General features: G+C 45.1%; 14 protein-coding genes. 2 read left to right on the top strand and 12 right to left on the bottom strand.

The genetic code is table 11. The features are described from left to right. Nucleotides 1-32: 32 nt before the first annotated feature. From HF638_RS24515 to HF638_RS24530, 4 genes are all read right to left on the bottom strand, one after another. Complete coding sequence (locus HF638_RS24515) at nt 33-1,172, bottom strand: 5-methyltetrahydropteroyltriglutamate--homocysteine S-methyltransferase (protein WP_169482590.1); 1,140 nt, start codon at nt 1,170-1,172, stop codon at nt 33-35. A gap of 200 nt (nt 1,173-1,372) precedes the next feature. Next, complete coding sequence (locus tag HF638_RS24520; protein ID WP_169482591.1) at nt 1,373-3,226, bottom strand: hypothetical protein; 1,854 nt, start codon at nt 3,224-3,226, stop codon at nt 1,373-1,375. Nucleotides 3,227-3,237: 11 nt separating this feature from the next. Continuing rightward, a complete protein-coding gene (locus tag HF638_RS24525; RefSeq protein ID WP_169482593.1) occupies nt 3,238-5,529 on the bottom strand; it encodes a glycosyltransferase family 2 protein in 2,292 nt (763 codons plus the stop codon). Beyond that, nucleotides 5,529-6,623 (bottom strand): bifunctional glycosyltransferase family 2/GtrA family protein, encoded by a 1,095-nt coding sequence (locus tag HF638_RS24530; protein WP_169482594.1) that lies wholly within the window; start codon nt 6,621-6,623, stop codon nt 5,529-5,531. Before HF638_RS24530 ends, HF638_RS24525 begins: the two co-directional genes overlap by 1 nt. A gap of 480 nt (nt 6,624-7,103) precedes the next feature. Here HF638_RS24530 and HF638_RS24535 point away from each other — a divergent pair, with 480 nt between their 5' ends. Continuing rightward, nucleotides 7,104-7,826, top strand: a complete 723-nt coding sequence (locus HF638_RS24535) for a YheC/YheD family protein (protein ID WP_169482596.1) — start codon at nt 7,104-7,106, stop codon at nt 7,824-7,826. 84 nt (nt 7,827-7,910) lie between these two features. Here the strand turns inward: HF638_RS24535 and HF638_RS24540 are convergent, their stop codons facing one another. The 4 genes from HF638_RS24540 to HF638_RS24555 form a co-directional block, all read right to left on the bottom strand. Then, nucleotides 7,911-8,252, bottom strand: coding sequence for a hypothetical protein (locus HF638_RS24540; RefSeq protein ID WP_169482598.1), 342 nt, complete (start codon nt 8,250-8,252; stop codon nt 7,911-7,913). A gap of 279 nt (nt 8,253-8,531) precedes the next feature. Beyond that, nucleotides 8,532-9,092 (bottom strand): DUF4303 domain-containing protein, encoded by a 561-nt coding sequence (locus HF638_RS24545; RefSeq protein ID WP_169482600.1) that lies wholly within the window; start codon nt 9,090-9,092, stop codon nt 8,532-8,534. A 28-nt stretch (nt 9,093-9,120) separates the two neighbouring features. Then, nucleotides 9,121-9,399 carry a hypothetical protein gene (locus tag HF638_RS24550; protein ID WP_169482601.1) on the bottom strand — a complete coding sequence of 93 codons (279 nt, stop codon included), beginning with the start codon at nt 9,397-9,399 and terminating at the stop codon, nt 9,121-9,123. Between the two features lie 12 nt (nt 9,400-9,411). After that, on the bottom strand, nt 9,412-10,029 hold the full coding sequence (locus HF638_RS24555; protein ID WP_169482603.1) for a hypothetical protein: 618 nt from the start codon (nt 10,027-10,029) through the stop codon (nt 9,412-9,414). 501 nt (nt 10,030-10,530) lie between these two features. Here HF638_RS24555 and HF638_RS24560 point away from each other — a divergent pair. After that, on the top strand, nt 10,531-11,157 hold the full coding sequence (locus tag HF638_RS24560) for a hypothetical protein (RefSeq protein ID WP_169482604.1): 627 nt from the start codon (nt 10,531-10,533) through the stop codon (nt 11,155-11,157). Nucleotides 11,158-11,323: 166 nt separating this feature from the next. Here HF638_RS24560 and HF638_RS24565 read toward each other — a convergent pair whose 3' ends face one another. The 4 genes from HF638_RS24565 to HF638_RS24580 all read right to left on the bottom strand — a co-directional run bounded on the left by HF638_RS24565 (nt 11,324) and on the right by HF638_RS24580 (nt 18,791). Then, nucleotides 11,324-12,439 carry a response regulator gene (locus HF638_RS24565; RefSeq protein ID WP_169482606.1) on the bottom strand — a complete coding sequence of 372 codons (1,116 nt, stop codon included), beginning with the start codon at nt 12,437-12,439 and terminating at the stop codon, nt 11,324-11,326. Continuing rightward, a complete protein-coding gene (locus tag HF638_RS24570; RefSeq protein ID WP_169482608.1) occupies nt 12,436-14,166 on the bottom strand; it encodes an ATP-binding protein in 1,731 nt (576 codons plus the stop codon). The genes HF638_RS24565 and HF638_RS24570 overlap by 4 nt, the downstream gene beginning before the upstream one ends. A 163-nt stretch (nt 14,167-14,329) precedes the next feature. Further along, a complete protein-coding gene (locus HF638_RS24575; RefSeq protein ID WP_169482610.1) occupies nt 14,330-16,621 on the bottom strand; it encodes an S-layer homology domain-containing protein in 2,292 nt (763 codons plus the stop codon). Nucleotides 16,622-17,093: 472 nt separating this feature from the next. Continuing rightward, complete coding sequence (locus HF638_RS24580; RefSeq protein WP_169482612.1) at nt 17,094-18,791, bottom strand: ATP-binding cassette domain-containing protein; 1,698 nt, start codon at nt 18,789-18,791, stop codon at nt 17,094-17,096. Between the last annotated feature and the right edge of the window lie 44 nt (nt 18,792-18,835).

Here is an 18,835-nt window from a genome sequence, read left to right on the forward strand (position 1 = left end):
ACATGCGTGATTGATGAATAACGGTACGAAGATTACTTCCAGAGCTCTTCGGCAATTTCCTTAATGAACGCAATCTTGCGCCATTGCTGTTCCTCGGTCAGATGGTTACCTTCTTCCGTGGAAGCGAAGCCGCATTGCGGGCTCAGGCAGATTCGATCCAGATCAACATATTGTTTGGCTTCCTCGATCCGTTTCAGAATATCTTCCTTATTCTCCAGCTCTCCAAATTTGGAAGAGAAGAGGCCCAGCACGACCTGCTGATTGTCCTTCAGGAAACGAAGTGGCTTGAAGTCACCAGCCCGTTCTGTATCGAACTCCAGGTAAAAGCCAGAGTAGTTATCGATGCTCAGAAGTGTCTGCGCAATCGGCTCGTAACCGCCACCGACTCCTGCAAACGTTGAAACATAATTACCGCGGCAGACATGAGTGGTTACCACGAGGTCTTCCGGCAGGCCGGATACCACTTCTTCGTTCAGTTTTGCAAGTTCGTTTGCATACTCTTCCACATTGACGCCAATCTGCTCCATCACTGTGATGAACTGTTGGTCACATAGTGCGCCCCATGTGCAATCATCAATCTGAATGCTGCGGCAGCCGGCTTCATAGAAGGCCAAGATGGATACTTTGTATGCCTTAGCAATATCCGAAAGAAGCTCTTGGCGGTTCGGATAGACGGCCTGTGTACTTTCCTTATTATCTGCCCGATCCAATTCGAATAGGAACTGTGCAGCCGCTGGGATGGATTGACGGGCAACAACGTCCTCGCCAGCCGTAGCTTTCAAGAAGGCATAATGCGCTACAAATGGATGACTGCTGTAACTAATTTTACCGGTCAGACGAGCTGTTTCCGGTCTGGATGTCGCACCGTTGAATCGATAACCCTCATCAATAATTGTCCGCTCTACACCATCCAGTCCCCAGAAGAAGTCCAGATGCCACCAAGAGCGGCGGAATTCGCCGTCGGTTACAGCTTGAAGGCCAACCTCTTTTTGTTTTTGTACGAGTTTCACAATCTCGGCGTTCTCTACTTCATTCAACTGTTCCGTGGTGATTTCGCCGTTCTGGTATTTTAATCTGGCATCTTTCAACGCACTCGGGCGCAGGAAACTACCAACAATATCATAACGAAATGGAGTGACGGTTCGCTGTTTAGGTTCTGTTTGTGTGCTCATATAGGTTAATCTCCCCGTTTATCATTATAGAATTAAATATAACATATCTGATCGGAATAACCGTTCTACGAAAGAGTTATAGCCCGTTATAGTTATTAGCTATAACGGGCTATATTTTAGGAGACTCTATATAATCATCAAGTATTCAATCTAATCTTACCTGACTCGATGTCCAGAACAGGATCTCAACACCTATGATCTCACGTCAACGTAAGAACGATCTGATCCCCGGAACGGGTGATTTTGTAGATACCCTCCTGCATGTCGATGCCATAATGCTTTTTCAGCAACCACTTGGCGTTGAGATCCGTCTCCACGACCACCAGATAATCATAGCCGCTCAGCAGGTTGTCCATATTGTCCTCATAGAACAACACAATCCCGTCTACATGTGGAGCATACAAGAAATACTTCCCGACATATTGCATGTAATAGTTCGTGACCTGCTGGTCCCTGTCTGAGGCGTAGAAGAGATATCTGTTAGTATCCTCCTGCCCATTTGAGTACCACCGATCACCAGTAACCGCATGAATCTTGGAAGGGAGCGTTGTATCATAGCTTTGGGCGATAGAGATGATACCATTGTATTCAGACAAAAGAATGGTGGCCGCAACCGCCATACAGCCGATAATGCCTTTTTGATAATGCCCCTTCGTCTTGACCGTCTTAAAGGATTGATAATCAGGCACTTCACCAATCCGATAGTGGAATGAACGCTCCAGGTCGATCGCAGCACACAACACTAGCCCCCCGGCAAACAGCACCACGATACTCGATGCATACCGCTCAAATCCAGCCAGCACAATCGCTTCATCCAGTGGCATGGAGAAGAGATACAACGCCAGAATACCCGCATAGTACAGTAACAGTACAACGTCCAGCGCAATCAATGCTTTCCACAGGTTCCACTTCTTCTTGAGCACCACAACGGCAAATACCGAAGCTCCGATCGCGATAAGCTGGAAAATTACAATGCCGAGCACAGGCCTGGACGTGATATCTATGCTTGATTTCAGGAACAGCATCAGAATTTCCCATTTCTGTTCCCCCGTCTTGCCCGCTTTGATCACCGAGGCTGTTCCCTCGAACTTGTTATCAATTCCTCGGAATACTGTCGCCATTCGCCAGCTCCAGCCGAAATACGGAAGTAATGAACCACCAATGGTACCAAGCACAGCCAGTCCAACTTTCCAGTTCGAGCGCTGCCCATTTCTCAGCCAAGTGTACAACAGGAAGATCAGGCCGATCGCTGCGAAAATAATACCCGTACTTTTGATGATCATCAGCAATCCTGCCAGTGGAAGAACAACAATACATGCGTTTTTTATGTCATTACGATACTGGTAGATGACTGCCAAGATCGCAAGCGCATAAATTGGAAGCATGAAGTCCACGAGCAGATTGGTAATCCGAATCGTAAGGTTGAAGAACGATAGCGTAGATAACCCGAGTCCGAGAAAAGCATATAGCAGAAAGCGTTTCTTCTCCGATACGATGCCAAACATAGCATAGAAACAGGAAAAGATCAGCAGACCTTGTGCCAAGAGCATCACGGATTGGGAATGCCCCATAAAGCGACAGACATAATAAATGAAAGACGAAGTTCCCAACGGGTAATTTTTAAAATCAATCAGGGTGGAGTCTGCTGTCGGAAAGGCATTCGTACTCAGCATCTGTTTCAACACAATGGCCCAGTGCGAGAAGTTATCGTAGTGTGTCAATTCATTTTGGAACAGAATCAGCAAAAAGATGAATGTTCCGCCCAGAAAAGAAAACTGAAATAACGAGAACAATAACTGCGGCTTTGTCCCTCGTCGGACAGCTTGAACCAGCGTACTCCTAAACAGCACCAAGCCTACGATCAACACAACAATACTTCCTATAAAGAGCTGACCTGCCAAGCCGGCGAAATATACGATACAGGCTATCGCAGAAAACACAAATACGGGGATGAACTCCCACCGTAGTGCAAGTGTCTTCCGAACAAACTGCATATAACCAACAAAGGAGAATATCAATAAAACTCCCATCACAAATTGAAGCACAATGAGCATCTTTATCTCTCCTAACCCTCTCTGGTGGAACGATCGGAATGTGGCTGAATCAAATCAGTCAGCAATTGCTCGATCAGGCCCTTCTCCACAATATCATCGATATTCTCCACCGAGAGAAGCACTTCGCGCTCACGGGCTGTCGTTTTTCCCGTATGTTTCAAAATAACTTCAATATTACTCTTCGTATAAAAAGTAACGACCGCTCCTGCCTCAATATCACCATGGAAACCCGTCGCGGAAAAGAAACGATAATTGAAGCTGCGCAGCGTACATCCAGCATCATTGGTGAAATGCACTGGAAGCTTAAGGGAAAGCCGCGGCATTTTCCGCTGATCCGATTTCGGTTGAACAATACGTTTTTTCACATTGCGAAGCATATCGTCATAAGCCGTATCCCACAGATTCATCTGCTCTGGCAACGAGTGTTTACGATCGTAGATGATTTGCATATATTGGCGGTTATCATTCTCATCAATTGGTTGAACCGTTGCGGAGTAACGCCAGCCCTCTCCATCCTGTTTCACATAAACGATGACTGCATCGAGGTTGGCCTCATACCGGTCGGTTTTGACGACCAGAGAGATGATTTTCTGTTCAGCCAAATAAATGGGATAAGGGACATAGAAGGCAATACCTTGTTCGGATACATCAACCGTTTTGGCCTGATATCGCAGATTGTTGGCTTGGTCGTGGATTGTGACATCCTCCTGCGCTCGAATCCGTTCTGTCTCCCGATAAGCACGGCGACCGACCATGAAGAACAGGGCGTAACATAGCGCAATCATATTATGAATGAGCCAGAAAATAATGATACTGCTGAAAAATAGCGCAATGCCATACTTGCCATTTACATACCGAATCACGGCTGCGATGGAAAGCAACAGCAGGAAGATATGCGGTAGTGCATATAACAGCGCAGACATCCATTGTCGACCACTCGCTCTGCTTTTGTTGGTAACCTTGAATTTTTTCTCTCGAATACCCAGCGTTTCAAGGAGAACCGGCCAGATCAGATAAGGCATAAATATGGTATCGATAACCTGACTCCAGCGCTGATTCCGAATATTGCTGGACAGATATCGCATGGATACACTGTAGAAGAAATAGGATGGAAGCCAGAATATTAAGATTTGCCAGAAGGTTGTGTTCACAATCTGGAAGTCGAATAACGCAAATAAAATAGGCGCCAAAATGAAAATCAACCGGTTAAAGAAGGACCACCAGTATAAGAAACTACTCAAGTAGGTCACTCTCGTCCAGAAAGGAAGCTTCCCGGATAAAGGTGCACGCGTATTCTGCAGGCTCTGAATGATACCCCTTGCCCAGCGAATCCGCTGCTTAATCATGCTCTTCACTGTTGTTGTCGTCTGCCCGGCAGCTTGAACCTCTTGAGTCGCATAGGTAATATAACCTTCCTGCTGCAAGCGGATGCTTGTCTCAAAGTCCTCGGTGATTGTATTGAGCGGAAAACCTCCGATGTCTTCCATACCTTGGCGGGAAATAATCGTATTGCTTCCTGTATAGGCTACCGCATTGGAGGCATTACGCAGGATGTTCACTTCTCTGGAGAAGAAATCCTGTTCATTCGGAATGCCTTGCTCTGCATACAGGTTAAACTGGAATAGATCCGGGTTGTAGAAGCTCTGCGGGGTCTGTACCAGACCAAGCTTGAACTTAGGGTCCATTTCATCCTGCCTACGAGGACGCCATTCTTCATTCTCCTTAATGAACGTGGAGAGCAGGAAATAAGGGACCGTTTTCATCAAAAAGGTATGCTGTGGAATCATATCTGCATCAAACGTTGCAATGAGCGGAGAAGAGCTTTTGCTCAGTGCATTGTTCAGATTACCAGACTTGGCATCTTTATTCCCCGGAAACCCCAGATATCCGATACCAAACTGTCTGGCAAGTTCCTCCACCTCAGGCCTTGCTCCATCATCACAGATATAGATATGAACCTTCTGCTTGTCCGGATAATCCATGAACGTACAAGCATTAACGGTTTTATATAACAGGTCGACGGGCTCATTATGGGTAGCGATAAATACATCCACATCCGGATAATACTCCGGCGGAACGGTTGGAAAGTCGAGCTGTGTACGTTCTTTTTGCATCTTTTGAAAGAATAATTCAAAGGTTGTCAGTACGGTGACCGTTTCAGCCACAATCAGCAGCATACCGAAAATGACGTTTAGAACGCCTTCCCCCCATGGCAACGTAAAGAACGTACGCCAGACCAAATAAATCGACATCAGAATCATCGTGATGACAAAAAAGATATTCTGCCTTTTTTCGTTTTGCACTACAGCTGCTTCCTCCTTGCTGCAAATACCCATCTTCGCTGCAATTGGAAACTGAGCAGGAACAGCAAGGCATCACAGACGAATTTCGCCAATTTCTCATCTACGAAGAGAACGGTATGGAATATATATACTCCGGTACTGGAAAGTAAGATTACCACTCCGCATAATGTCAGATAGCGCCATAGACTGCCCTGGCTATCCTCCTTGCGGAATACAAAATGTCTGTTCAGTACATAGTTGACTACAATAGAAATAATTCTCGCAATCACGGTTGCGAGCAGAATTCTTAAATAGTGCTGTTCACCCAACACGGGCCGCAACGCGTCGATCAAAAACCAGGCGATACCCAAATCGACAACCGAACTGGCCACCGACGATGAAATGAACCGCAGGAAATTGGAGAACAACACCCCCATGACCCGAGCACTATCCTGGATCGCTTTAAAATGAGTACCCGCATTGCCATTTTCATAAATGACTTGAATCGGCATCGTATGAATCGGTATGCCAGACTGAATGCACGAGATGAGCATTTGCAGCTCATATTCAAATCGAGTGCCGCGAACATCCTGCATAAACGCAAGTAACCCCGGACCGAAGGCACGAAGCCCAGTCTGGGTATCCGACAGCTTTTTACCATACAGCATGGCAAAAATAAAGGAGGTCATCCGATTGCCTAACAGGGACTTTGGAGGTATGTTCCCCTCGCTGAAATTCCTTACGCCGAGAACCAATGAGTCCGGATGAAGCCTGGCTTCTTGAGCAATCCGGTATACATCTTCCGCTGCGTGCTGTCCATCTGAATCAGCGGTTACGACGAAGGAAGATACATCGAATTGCTTTCCAATATACTCAAATCCGGTCTTGAGTGCTGCACCCTTCCCCTGATTTTCCGCATGCGTCAACAGAGCACAGCCGTTCTCACGGAGCTCCTCGAAAATCGACTGGTAAGCCTCACCAGATCCGTCGTCCACAATAACAATATTCGTCAAGCCATACTCTCGCAATTGCCGTACATAGGCTGGAAGTCTCTCATCCGGTTCAAGCGATGGAATGAGGATGATCGTTTCGCCGTTTTGTTTACCCTTAATCATCCTAATGAGCCTCAATTCGACATATTTTCACAAATTCTTTTGGAATATTGTGAGTATAACATCGAAAGGGGGGTCAGTAAACGAGCAAATTTGTAACCTACTGGTAAAAAAGTTGTATTATTATATGTCCTCATATATAGGTGAAAAATACTAGTCAAACGTTAGTCTAGCACTACTCAAATAACTGCATATTCGGCTCTCGTTTCAGCACATGTACCAGCATGGCATGCAGTTGTCCACGGTGGTGATAGAAGTGTGCCTGTGTGTCTAGGAGCCACTCGAAGCGTGAATGGATGCCTCCCCAGAATGCAGTTGTTTCTCGCTCGGTCTGATGCTCAGGTCTTCGTCACTCAGTGTACTCATCAGGTTGATAACCGATTGGACATGCTTGGACTTACAAATCTAGACGAATGGTAGGTTATGCGCATCACGAATTTGAATTAGAATTACCGTAGACGATTGAAAAAGGCTGTGATTCCAATGTTATTCGAAAGAGACAAATGGTTGCAGTATGGCATTCTGCGCGATGAGCCCTCTCTCGTAGCACGGTTGCCAGAAACACAGTTGCTTGAGAAGGATACGTTAACGAAGATGCTTCTTCAATATCCCAGCGTTGTACTAAAGCCCCGCAATGGCAGTTACGGAAGGGATATCCTGTTCATTAGACGAGACGGTGCGAGCGCCTATCGTATTCAAAATGAAAATAACACAGTCACCATGAGAGACAATGATGAGTTACTCGAATGGATGGAACAGACCAACAAAAGTGATGAATATATTGTCCAAAAGCGTCTGCAGCTTGCTCAAATTAAACACAGGCCGTTCGACATTCGGATCATGGTTCAGCGCAAAAAGGGCTCCTCGTCCACTTGGAACGTGACAGGTTCCTATGCTAAAGTTGCGGCACAAGGATATCAAGTCACCAATGTGAATAACCGACCCATTCCAGTGCTTAAGGCACTGAGACTAGCTCGTATTGGAGGTCGGCGCTTACTTGTCAGAGCGGAACAAGTTGCACAATTAGCTGCTAAACGCTTGGGAGAGCATTACCCCATGCTTAGACAAGTCGGGTTCGATATAGCCGTCGATAAGAAACGGCGAATTTGGATCATCGAAGGCAATTATCAACCGGATGTGCGCCCTTTCCGGCTTATGAAAGACACCTCGATGCACCGCAGAATATTATGGTACAAAGAACATTAAAGCAAAAAAAGACGACCTGCCTTCTATCCCTGGCAAGTCGTCTCTTCATGTTTGATAGCTAATCTCGATATTGACCCACTTGGGTTATTTCCGACAGTTTCTAGTCGCGCTTGTAACACGCGTCACTCGGAACTGATTTACCCCTACCTGTATAATGGCGAACTGGCTGTACGACGTACCTGAAGAGGTATACGGCTCGGCTTCAATATTTCCACTCGGTGTTCTAACCGTCGCGGTGATTCTAGTTACCAGGCACACACCACGGTCGGAAGATCTCCAAGTCTCGTCACGCTGAACACTATATCTATCGTTGCTACAAAAGATGGATGCATACTCCACTACTCCACTCGCATTAAACGAAGTAGAGTTATAGATCTGAACAGGGTCATAACCACCTCTAGGTGCTCCAGGTCTTCTATTTCCCATTCTCAAAACCTCCTTATTATTGATAGTCTATTAAATGCAAATTAATCGTTTTGGTAAGGTATAAATGTGGACAAGGCAGAAAAAGTGTGTTTGTACAGTGGTAGAGGGGCGAACTGGTAGCTTCTGATGTCGTAGCTCAAACACGAAAAAGAACCCCCCTTTAATGTACAAAGGTGGTTCGGGAAATTGGATCGTCTTCTATATCTCTGATTCAGTAAGATTGTCGAGATTAAGTCGTATGTACACCTTGCGAGCATCGTAGTAACGCTCCTGATGCCCTTATTCTGCCGCCTCCGCCAACCATGCTTGCATAGCAGGAGATCCCGCCTGATTCAAACGTAAAGCAATCTCGGTGTTAATCTTATCCGGCGGCATGACTTCAACAAGGACACATATGGACTCTCGCATTTGATTTAAGGCAAATATGCCTTCATCATCAAGCATTTTCATCGCCAGCTCCATGGCTTTCAGCCTCACATCCAACTCTCGATTCCAATCATCATGCTCCAGATCCGCAATGAAAGGGCGCTCGTTATATCGTTGTTTGACACCTTCAAAGTTATCATCCCCAAAACAACAATAGGGCGAATCCGCATACGACCACTTGATGAGTTCCGCAATCGTTGATACCGACGTGTCACTTTCCTCTGCTTGCCTAGCCGATTCCAACGCCAAAGCTTCCCACGACCAGGCAGAGATGCTTGGCGCATGTCCTTCTCCAGTAGTGTATAGCGTACAATAATAGTACCGTTCACCATTTTCAAAAAGAGTACAAAAAGACGTTCTGGCAGCAGCGGCGATCTCTATAGCCAGTGTCTCTATATCTTGTATTGGCTTCATGATTAGAGTTCTCCTTTCCATTCGTCGATCATCGGCCACTTCGATATGAATTGGCTATTTGGACTAGGTACCAGACACCCGCACCCACCAGGGTAGCCAACACCAGATTGATGAAGCCGAACACGATGAGTGACTTCGCTTGGCTTGGACCGATCCGGAAAGCGGTCGCGAGCTGGAAGACAGCGGGTAGTAGAAACGCCAGCCATGAGATCGTTATAAGCTTTTCTGTTCTGAAGCTCCACCATACTGCAGAACATGAGGCAGCCAGCAGTACCCAGGTACAGATAATCTTTAGGGCGAACATCATTTCGGCCCCCTCCTATTTGCCATGAATCACAAGTCCATATTTACTGAATATCCACGATTGGCTCAATTCGTTCATTGCATCCTGGCTTATACGCACAGAGGGCTTCTGTTCCTTCATCGCATCTGCATCATGGGCTGAGAAGCGAAGTAGCTTTGTTATTTTTTTGATAGAGTCTCTTATCTCATTGAAAAGTGCATAGGTCAGCGGCTTATGGTCCCGGATATCCTCATATATATAGTACTTCCCTTTTTCATCTTCCAAATCCACTTGAAAGCCTTTCGGAAATGAAAGCATGATACACGGCAGTTCATCCTCTGCCCATTGTCCGTGATATGGAAAAGAAATATCTTCATTTCTCACAAAAAATCCTGAACTTTCTTCGTCTGACGCAACAGAAATAGAGTATACAAAGAAGGGATGAACGTCATTTTTCTTTTCTCCTGCCACATAGTACTGATAAAACGTCTGATATGTCTCGTACACCTGATTATAATCATGCTCTGTCCGGGCAGAATTGGTACGATAGAATTGCACTTGCCGATGCTCCAAAAGCTGCAAAAGGCTTTTAAACTCTTCAGGAGTGATGAAGAATCTCAGTTTATAGAATCCGCTGTTCTTTAATTTGTCCATTTCTTTTCGCTCACCACACCTCATAGATTTCTGAGACTCATCGTGATCTGAGAGTTTCGTACAATATCCGTTCTATATATGTATCTTATTTCCATTATAGTGTTTACTTTAGATGAGTCTACCTACTTTACACCTGAATTTCGAAAATGAAATTTACGCTATCAGCAAAATTGCTATAGCTTTCGCCCTATGTGACCATGAAAAAACACATCCTAAATCAGGATATGGCATTCTCCTGATTTAAGAGATACGCTCATTCACCCAATAGAGATTAAGAAGTTTTTGTATAGAAAATTATGGATTTTACATTTTTTAGTTGCTATAATGGAAAATAAAGTAACTCCATCTCTGAAGTGCCTTTTCCTACATGCATAAATCAAACTACATAATCTGTACCACGAGCATTTACATCATCTAACAAAGGAGGTCGCCTGAGAGGATTTTAACTCTACACTCCCGTTTTTAGCCTCAACCATTATAAGGAACATAGGAGCGTGTCCAATGATCAAACAACTTTTCCCCAGATCTATTCGTATTTTTATGGCTTGCTTGTTGATTCTTGCATTTGCCGTACCAGCGACGGCTTCCGCCGGCTATCTTGGAGATAAGCTCACAATCGGCCAAAGCATGGCGAAGGGTGACTATCTCACCTCCCAAGACGGTAGATTCTCAGCCATTTGGCAGAATGACGGGAATTTTGTCATCTATCAGAATGGTTCTTCTCTTTGGAGTAGCGGTACCAGTAACAGTGGGGCTCTTTCGTTCAAGTTTGAACCACAATACGGGAGACCTGTCATCTATAAATATGGCATGAAATATCAAGATGTTTACCAATATGGTTATCGCTTTGGATTCAACCATGCCACAGGTAAATTCGAATATTACACCGGTTGGGGATGGGATAAAGTTTTGATGATTGATACTTCTGTACAAACTGAGGCTTGGTCTGCCAATACCGCCGCTTGGATTCCAGGTCATCACGGGAGCAGCTTACCGGCTAGCACAACGGGTGACACACTGGTCATGCAAAGTGATGGTAATCTAGTTCTCTATAACACAACCCTGACCAATAGCAATTATCCGAATAGTTGGATTCCTGTCTGGGCTTCCAATACGGGCGGGCGCTAAAATCAGATGAAGAGCCGCGTGATGCGCGGCTCTTTTTTTGTTTTCCGAGGAAGTTGATAGCTTCACCACTTATCCAAAAGAGGTCAGCCGGTAAAAATCGGCTGACCTCTTAAATATGACGGATCCGTTAGTGTTGTATGACAATTCCCAATGGTTGAGAAAGAGATCATCGATATCTTTCATATAGCTGGTGAATAGACGATGAAGGCTGTAGTCCGAGTTCTTGAAGCAGAAATTGCGTATATTGCTCATAGTAATTATGTAGTGATTGTCGATCTCCCATGGCTCCCAATATATTCAACAACAGCAGTGTCGACTCTTCATCAAACTCATTACGCAGTATAATTCTTCTGGAAATGCGCGCGGCTTCATTGAATTGCTTCTGATCGAGCAACCATCTTGCAAGACGCTTGGCGTAAGAAACATATACCATCGACAATCTCTCACGTTCCGCTGTCGCCCACTCAAAAGGTTTACCCTCAAACAACTCGCCTGCAAATTGTGTCTCCAATGCTATGGCTTCCGCTTCATTGGCTGTATTGATTTCGTTCAACTCCGACATAGCCTGTTCGAATCCAATAAAATCAACATCGACTTGATCCAAATCTACCCGATATTGCTCTTGCGCTGATAGGATCATCTCTTTGAACCCATGCTCCGATAACACCTTCCTAAGCTGATAGACTATCGTATTCAAGTACGCTTCCGCTTGCTTAAGAGGCCTACCTGGGAAAATATCCTCCATAATTCGGGATTTGGTTACACTTCGCCCCCGATGAACAAGCAGATAGGCAAATAGCTCCATGCTTTTCTTGGATCTCCATTTCACTGTACCCGCTTGCTTGCTGCTCGCCTCAAAGCAACTCAATCCATGAACCGTCAGCCGATCAGGTACAAGGTCATCAGCACGATTAGAAGAAGATCTGCGTCTGCTAGCTGCCTTGGTGAGCGTCTGAGCCAGTCGTATTCTGGAAATGGGTTTAACCATATAGTCCAATGGATAAACATCGTAAGCGTGAATCGCATATTCTGCATGCGAAGTTGTAAACACAATGTCAAGATCATTACATACTGAGATCAAGCTGCGGGCAAGCTCTAATCCATTGTCCGCAGCGATCTGGATGTCCAGGAATGCGAGATCCACTTCCCTGTTCTTAACGAAATCGAGTGCCTCTGCCGTATTCTGAAAGCTTCCAACAATCTCCACGTCTTGCATATTCGACAGCATTCGCTTCATTGCCAACAGCATGGCAGGCTCATCATCCACGATGAGAACTTTCATCTCTCTGTTCCGCCTCTCAAAGTGAAGTGAAATACGCTTCCTTGTCGCACTGTGCTTTCCGCCCACAAATTCCCACCACTTCGTTGTACGAACTGCCGACTTACGAGTAATCCAAGCCCTGCCCCTTTTTCCCCTAATGTGCCCGCCATGGAGTTGAGTTGCTTCTCGCCAAATAACTGACCAACTCGCTCCTCTTCCATGCCTACTCCGTTATCACGAACAGATACGATCACCATGTCTCCCGACAACTGAGCATACACTTCGATTAAACCACCCAATTCGGTGAATTTAATGGCGTTGGTTAACAAGTTACGAATAATTAAACCAACGGTTTCCCTGTCCGCATATACTTGGGTGCCTACAGCAATCTTATTTATCACACTAATATGTTTGCTCTCACTTTTGATGTGTAACATATGACAACATTCCTCAACCACGTCAGACAGCTCCAGTAATTCTGGACGAAGTGCCATGTCTTCAACTTGGCTACGAAACCACTCCAACAAGTTATTAGCCATTCCAAGTGTATTACGAATCTGGTCACCCAGTTGCTCAATGATCTCCTGATGATCAGCAGCGAACGACTGTCTGTCCGCCTCCAGTAACTCCACGAGTTGAAACTGCAGTGCCAGCGGACTGCGAATATCATGCGATATGATTGTAAACAGCTGATCCTTCATCTGGTTCAACTGAGCCATCTGCTCCAGATGCCGTTGTTTCTCCGTAATATCGAAAATAAGAGAAATATTGCCCTGCGCTTTGCCCAGCGTATATAACGGATATACGTTTACACTATAGATTCTTCTTTCTCCATTCAGCCATTTATCAATCTCTACACTCCCTGCTTGCATAGACTTGCTCAGCTTATACCATTCTGGCCAAAACGCTAGAATTTCCGATATATTTCGACCCGAAATAGCCCCATAACCCAATTCTGAGAACCACTGTGAAGCCCGGTTATTACTGTCGATGACCTTTCCTGAACTATTCACAATCACAATACTCTCCTGTAGCGTATCGAGCACAATATTCCTGGCAATCGGAACAGTAGAGAAGAACTTAATCCGCAGTATAATCACCAGCATGATGGTCCCTGTAGAACCGCAGTAAACCGTTAATGGCAGTAACCAGGATGACCACTCGGGATTCACAAATTTGATAACCTCAAGGATAAAAGGTAACGTTGCCAGAAGGAGAACCCACATCCCCGGCTTCCGATAATCACTCCTGATGTTCCTTATATACTGAAACAAAAAATAAAGGCAAATAACGACTGCACTATAGCAAATGAGGCTGAATGCTCTGGAATAGAGGGTTTTCGTTGTAACTAGGTGCCCATTATAAAGCTCAATCGTCAGATATATAATATGAAGGTTTGGGTCAAGCCACATAAGCAACGACCACGATGCGAACACGGCAAACAATAGGGCCTTCCATCGGGTCTTCAGCAGCTTGTCTCGACCGACTAAGTGATAAACGAATAAGATCAAGAAAGGGACCATTACATTTTGCGTCGTATTCTGAATATTGCGAAAAATGAATTTAGTCATTAATACATCGCTATGTCTCTCTAAAAGGATACTACTTGAGTACATCATTCGGCATATGATCAAACCGACGAGGTAAATGACTCCGCGCTCTCGTCTAAACCCGTATACCGTGAATAAAATGATACCCGTCATGATCAATGAAACAATCATAAGGATGAGTTCTACCGTGGAGTTCATACATCAGGTCCCTTTACATTTGGCTTAAAAATAGGCATCTTGTGCCTTTTCTATCCATCATAGTAGAGGAAATTATGGATTACAAGCATATCTCCTATCAGACTTCAATAAAAAAATGCCCCTGATATCATTCTAATGACATCGGGGCATTCCTTGGTGTTGCTTATTGTATAGATTTCCAAAGTCGCAAGAGTACAACCGCTGCTTCAGCTCTTGTTGTTCGTCCATCCGGGACAAATCGCTTACCTTCTTTTCCTTCCAAAAGTCCGTGCTCTCGAGCAGCTTCGACATAAGCTTTGGCCCATGTTGGAATGTGTGCATCATCAGAGAAGTAGGGGCTATCCGTACTGCCAACCTTCCATTCCATGGCCTTGGACACCATCGTAGCCATCTCTGCACGGCTTACCGTTTGCTTCGGTCTTAATGTTCCGTCGGGATATCCTTGCAGAACGCCCTCCGCCACGGCTGTCTGGATCGCCAGACGCGCCCATGCCGGAATGCTCTCTGCATCGCTGAAAGATACCTCACTTGATTCGGTGCCTATCGGGATCTGAAGTGTCCGCATCAGCATAACAGCGAACTCCGTTCGTGTTACGTTGCCTCTTGGTACAAAGGTCTGGGCATCCATCCCCTCCACAATACCCAATTCGGCTGCCTCGCATATATCTGATGTTGCCCAGTGATTCTCGATATCCGTGAACCGACATACCGGAGCTGAAGGAACATGATGTTCATCATGGGTCATACGATTAATGGTGACGGTATACGTCTTGATTGTTCCGTCCTCAGCTTGAACCGTAAGGGTTAATACATTGGCACCCATCACCAAAGGTACAGTCGTCATCTCACTTATCCGTTCTCCCAACAGCTTCACAACCGCCTTGGGATGGGCTGAAGCTACTTCCAGTTCAACCTGCGCAGCGTCTGTTTCTACTGTATACGTCGTAGTCCCCGACGTGAACTTAGGAGATAATTCTAATGTCTTTCCGGAATGATAAACATTTATTTTAGCTAAAGCTGCCTGGTTAGATCGGGATGGGGTTACCGAAGGCGCAACAGGTGAACTACCGCCTTGATCTATTGGGCTCGGTGCTGGTGCCGGCGTTGTGTTATCCAGTAGAAACGGATTCGAAACAGCCTCCTTAACATTCCCTACTTTGTCTATTGCGCGAATGTGTAAGTACCATCTTCCATTCCCGCTAGTCTGACTCAACGTATCGCCGTCTCTAAAGGACAACCAGCCCATTGCCGGAACGGCCGTACTTTGCGTCCACACATATTGTAGTGAATGATCATCTATTCCGCTTTGTAGATCGCTGACCGTTACGATGCTTGCTGCAGTTTTCGCTGCGACTACACCACCATTCGTACCAAACTGTACTTCCGGAGACGTTGAATCAATCGCCAGCGTAATGGTATACGTTTGACCGGGTAGCATATAAGGCTTCACTTGAACAGGAATGACCGTATCTGTAGTTGCTCCCGCAAAGTTTATCGTCTTCGTGCTGCCAGACGGCAGAATCTCACCGTTCACATACATAACTGTCTGGTCCGTGCTTGCCATTGTCGACGTTACATCTACACTGGACAGCGATCGACCGTCGTAATAATACGTATAGTCCATGACTGAAGGATCAAAGGATTCTGTGAAATCCCCTTCCTGTAGCTTAAGATCGCTCAGATTGGCATTCCCAGGTACATTCATTTGTCCATCCTGATTATATCCCCAGGTAATTACGGTACCATCTGACTTTAAGGCAAGCGAATGAAAATGACCTGCAGCGACCGCTACTACTCCTTCTAAGTCGGCTGGTACATTGGTTTGACCACTATTATTGTATCCCCAGGCAACTATGGTACCATCTGACTTTAGCGCTAATGAATGATATTCTCCTGCAACAATCGCCACTACTCCGTCTAAGCCCGCTGGCACATTGGTTTGACCGTCCTGATTAGATCCCCAGGCGACCACTGTGCCATCTGACCTTAGCGCTAGTGAATGAGTTTCTCCTGCAGCGATCGCCACTACTCGGTCTAACCCTACGGGCACATTGGTTTGACCCCTATTGTTGCCTCCCCAAGCGACCACTGTGCCATCTGACTTCAGTGCAAGCGAGTGGACGTTTCCAGCAGAAATCGCCACTACCCCTTCTACAATCACTGGTACATTGGTTTGACCGTCGGTGTTGCCCCCCCAGCCGATAACCGTGCTGTCTGACTTCAATGCAAGCGAATGGCTGCTTCCTGTGGCGATTGCCACCACATCATTCAAGCCCACTGGCACATTTAGTTGACCAAAGCTATTGTCCCCCCAGCCGACCACCGTGCCATCTGATTTCAATGCAAGTATATGAAAATACCCAACATCAATTGCAGCAACTTCGCTGAGTCCTAAGGGGACGTTTAGTTGACCTGTCCCCCAGCTAACCACGGTACCATCTGACTTTAACGCCATTGAAGCATTCCCTCCTGCGTCTATTTTCACCGCTTTAACAGGTGAAGAAGGGTCTGCAGCATATACTGATCGCACCTCGAACGGAACGATTGTGCTGAATAACAATACGAAGCTTATAACAAGATAAACCGTCTTTTTCCAATTAAACGATAACAATATGTATCCTCTCCTTCATCCCTTTGACTAGGTGACTAATCCTTGATTATTTTCTATCGGCATATGTCAGAATGATAGCCTTGCTAGAGCATGCTTTTAACCCAGATCCGAGAACCATCACTCCTATGGATATTAACAGAGGGCTATGAAAGAATAATGAAAGAACGTAGCGATGATGGAACCACGATCCATCCCTACTTCTAACGTATACACTTGGCTCGAACCAAACTGATCCCCCAGGAAGCAGAAAAAACCGATTAGAGACAACTTTACTTGCAGCTGTCTCTAATCGGCTTCAACATTTCGCTCTATCAAATCACTTCAATTCATAAACGAAATCACAATACTTTAGAGTTGATTCTCGATGAGATGCAATGATAACAGTCTGATTATTTAATCTAGACACTGCTCTCATCACTTCCTCTTCAAGGCATTCGTCTAATGCGGATGTTCCCTCGTCCAACACCAAGATATCCGGAGAATCGTACACCGCCCTCGCTAGGCCTACGCGTTGGCACTGTCCCCCGGAAAGAAAGATTCCGTTCTCACCAAGATTGGTGTTTTCACCTTGACCTAACCCTGCAATCATATCTGCTATTTGAGCCACCGATATAGCATGCGTCATTTTTTCTTTATCATAGTCCCGATAGAAAACAATATTTTCCTTCAGGTTTGCATTCAACAAAAATACTTTTTGGGGAAGATATCCGAAACGAAGCTTTGCCTCGCTAAGTTGCTCCGTCGTTCCATCTCCATGCTCGATATCGAGTCTTCCGTCATTTGGCACAAGAAGACCCGTCAACAGATTTAACAGTGTACTTTTGCCTATTCCGGAGGGGCCCCTTAAACCGACAATAGCACCACAAGGAATCTCAACGCTTATTTTCTTCAACACTTCTTTTCCATTCTCATAGGAAAAAGACAGGTTACTACATACAATTTTGCTGCCCTGATTAAATCTGCCTGTAGTATGTGTATCTTTGTCTTGAACATCTGCGGCATGCGATTTGCTTTGTGTGTCTTCTTTTAATATCCCTTGAATCTTCTCGTAGAAACCTCCGTCCATTCGATCCAAAACCGAGGAGTTCGCATACAAAGAAGACAAATAACCATTTATTCTGGTCACTCCTGGCATAACTCTAATTAAAATCAAGGCTAGAATGGCCATTTTCGACATGACGTCCTCGGATGAGCCATTCGTTACATAAACAGCAAGAAACGCCATCAACATACAAGCCACCGTAATCAATTCAATCAGATGTCTAGGCAATGTGGAATAGACAGTTTGCTTTACTTCTAAGGTTACATTTTCCTCGATGTACCCTTCATAGAGATGCTCCACTGCGTCTTTTGCATGATACAATTTCACTTCCTTGATACCATTTATGGCCTCTCTTGTGACGGCACTCATTCGGTCGAAGCTGTGATTGGAACGTTTTCCGGTCTCTCGCACTTTAGTATAAATAAACCGATGGAACAAGATCATGATAAGAACATACACCAGAATCAAAGCCGCTGAAATATTGACATTTAGGACGCACATGTAAGCCAAAAGCATGAGAATGACGACAGATTCTGCAATAAACTCCAGCATGCTCTGTATACTCAGGAAGATGGAACCCGTGTATTTGTTAATATTATTAATAAGAGCCGACGAATCTTCATCAGTGAAAGATTGATAATCTTGATCCAGGTGCATGCGCAACAATGACTTGCTTGTATCCTTATATTGGTTAACGATATATTTGCGCTTTATAATTCCTAACCCATATACAAACACGTTTTTTACTAGAAAACATATAAAAACAATTCCCGCAAAAAAAGCAACTTTGCTAATACTCTCATGATCCCCTTCTAGAATAGTAGAAACAAAAGGAAAAATAAGTGAAATGCTTGCGGTCTCTAACACTGCACCGATCACATAGAAAAAGACAAGCACGCCAAATTGAATCTGTCGCTTTCGACCAAACAGATTCCATAATGTAAGTAAATTTACTCCGAGTGATTTATTCAAGGCAAGTCGCCGCTTTCTTCGTATAGTCCATCAAAACTACTGCA

The organism is Paenibacillus sp. SZ31 (genome assembly GCF_012912005.1).
Taxonomy (GTDB): domain Bacteria; phylum Bacillota; class Bacilli; order Paenibacillales; family Paenibacillaceae; genus Paenibacillus.

What these genes read in the sequence shown, in the direction of transcription:
- HF638_RS24550 (WP_169482601.1), bottom strand. Translation starts at nt 9,399, where the DNA reads ATGATGTTCGCCCTAAAGATTATCTGTACCTGGGTACTGCTGGCTGCC.
- HF638_RS24530 (WP_169482594.1), bottom strand. Translation starts at nt 6,623, where the DNA reads ATGATTAAGGGTAAACAAAACGGCGAAACGATCATCCTCATTCCATCG.
- HF638_RS24570 (WP_169482608.1), bottom strand. Translation starts at nt 14,166, where the DNA reads ATGAACTCCACGGTAGAACTCATCCTTATGATTGTTTCATTGATCATG.
- HF638_RS24540 (WP_169482598.1), bottom strand. Translation starts at nt 8,252, where the DNA reads ATGGGAAATAGAAGACCTGGAGCACCTAGAGGTGGTTATGACCCTGTT.
- HF638_RS24555 (WP_169482603.1), bottom strand. Translation starts at nt 10,029, where the DNA reads ATGGACAAATTAAAGAACAGCGGATTCTATAAACTGAGATTCTTCATC.
- HF638_RS24535 (WP_169482596.1), top strand. Translation starts at nt 7,104, where the DNA reads ATGTTATTCGAAAGAGACAAATGGTTGCAGTATGGCATTCTGCGCGAT.
- HF638_RS24565 (WP_169482606.1), bottom strand. Translation starts at nt 12,439, where the DNA reads ATGAAAGTTCTCATCGTGGATGATGAGCCTGCCATGCTGTTGGCAATG.
- HF638_RS24520 (WP_169482591.1), bottom strand. Translation starts at nt 3,226, where the DNA reads ATGCTCATTGTGCTTCAATTTGTGATGGGAGTTTTATTGATATTCTCC.
- HF638_RS24560 (WP_169482604.1), top strand. Translation starts at nt 10,531, where the DNA reads ATGATCAAACAACTTTTCCCCAGATCTATTCGTATTTTTATGGCTTGC.
- HF638_RS24545 (WP_169482600.1), bottom strand. Translation starts at nt 9,092, where the DNA reads ATGAAGCCAATACAAGATATAGAGACACTGGCTATAGAGATCGCCGCT.
- HF638_RS24515 (WP_169482590.1), bottom strand. Translation starts at nt 1,172, where the DNA reads ATGAGCACACAAACAGAACCTAAACAGCGAACCGTCACTCCATTTCGT.
- HF638_RS24575 (WP_169482610.1), bottom strand. Translation starts at nt 16,621, where the DNA reads ATGGCGTTAAAGTCAGATGGTACCGTGGTTAGCTGGGGGACAGGTCAA.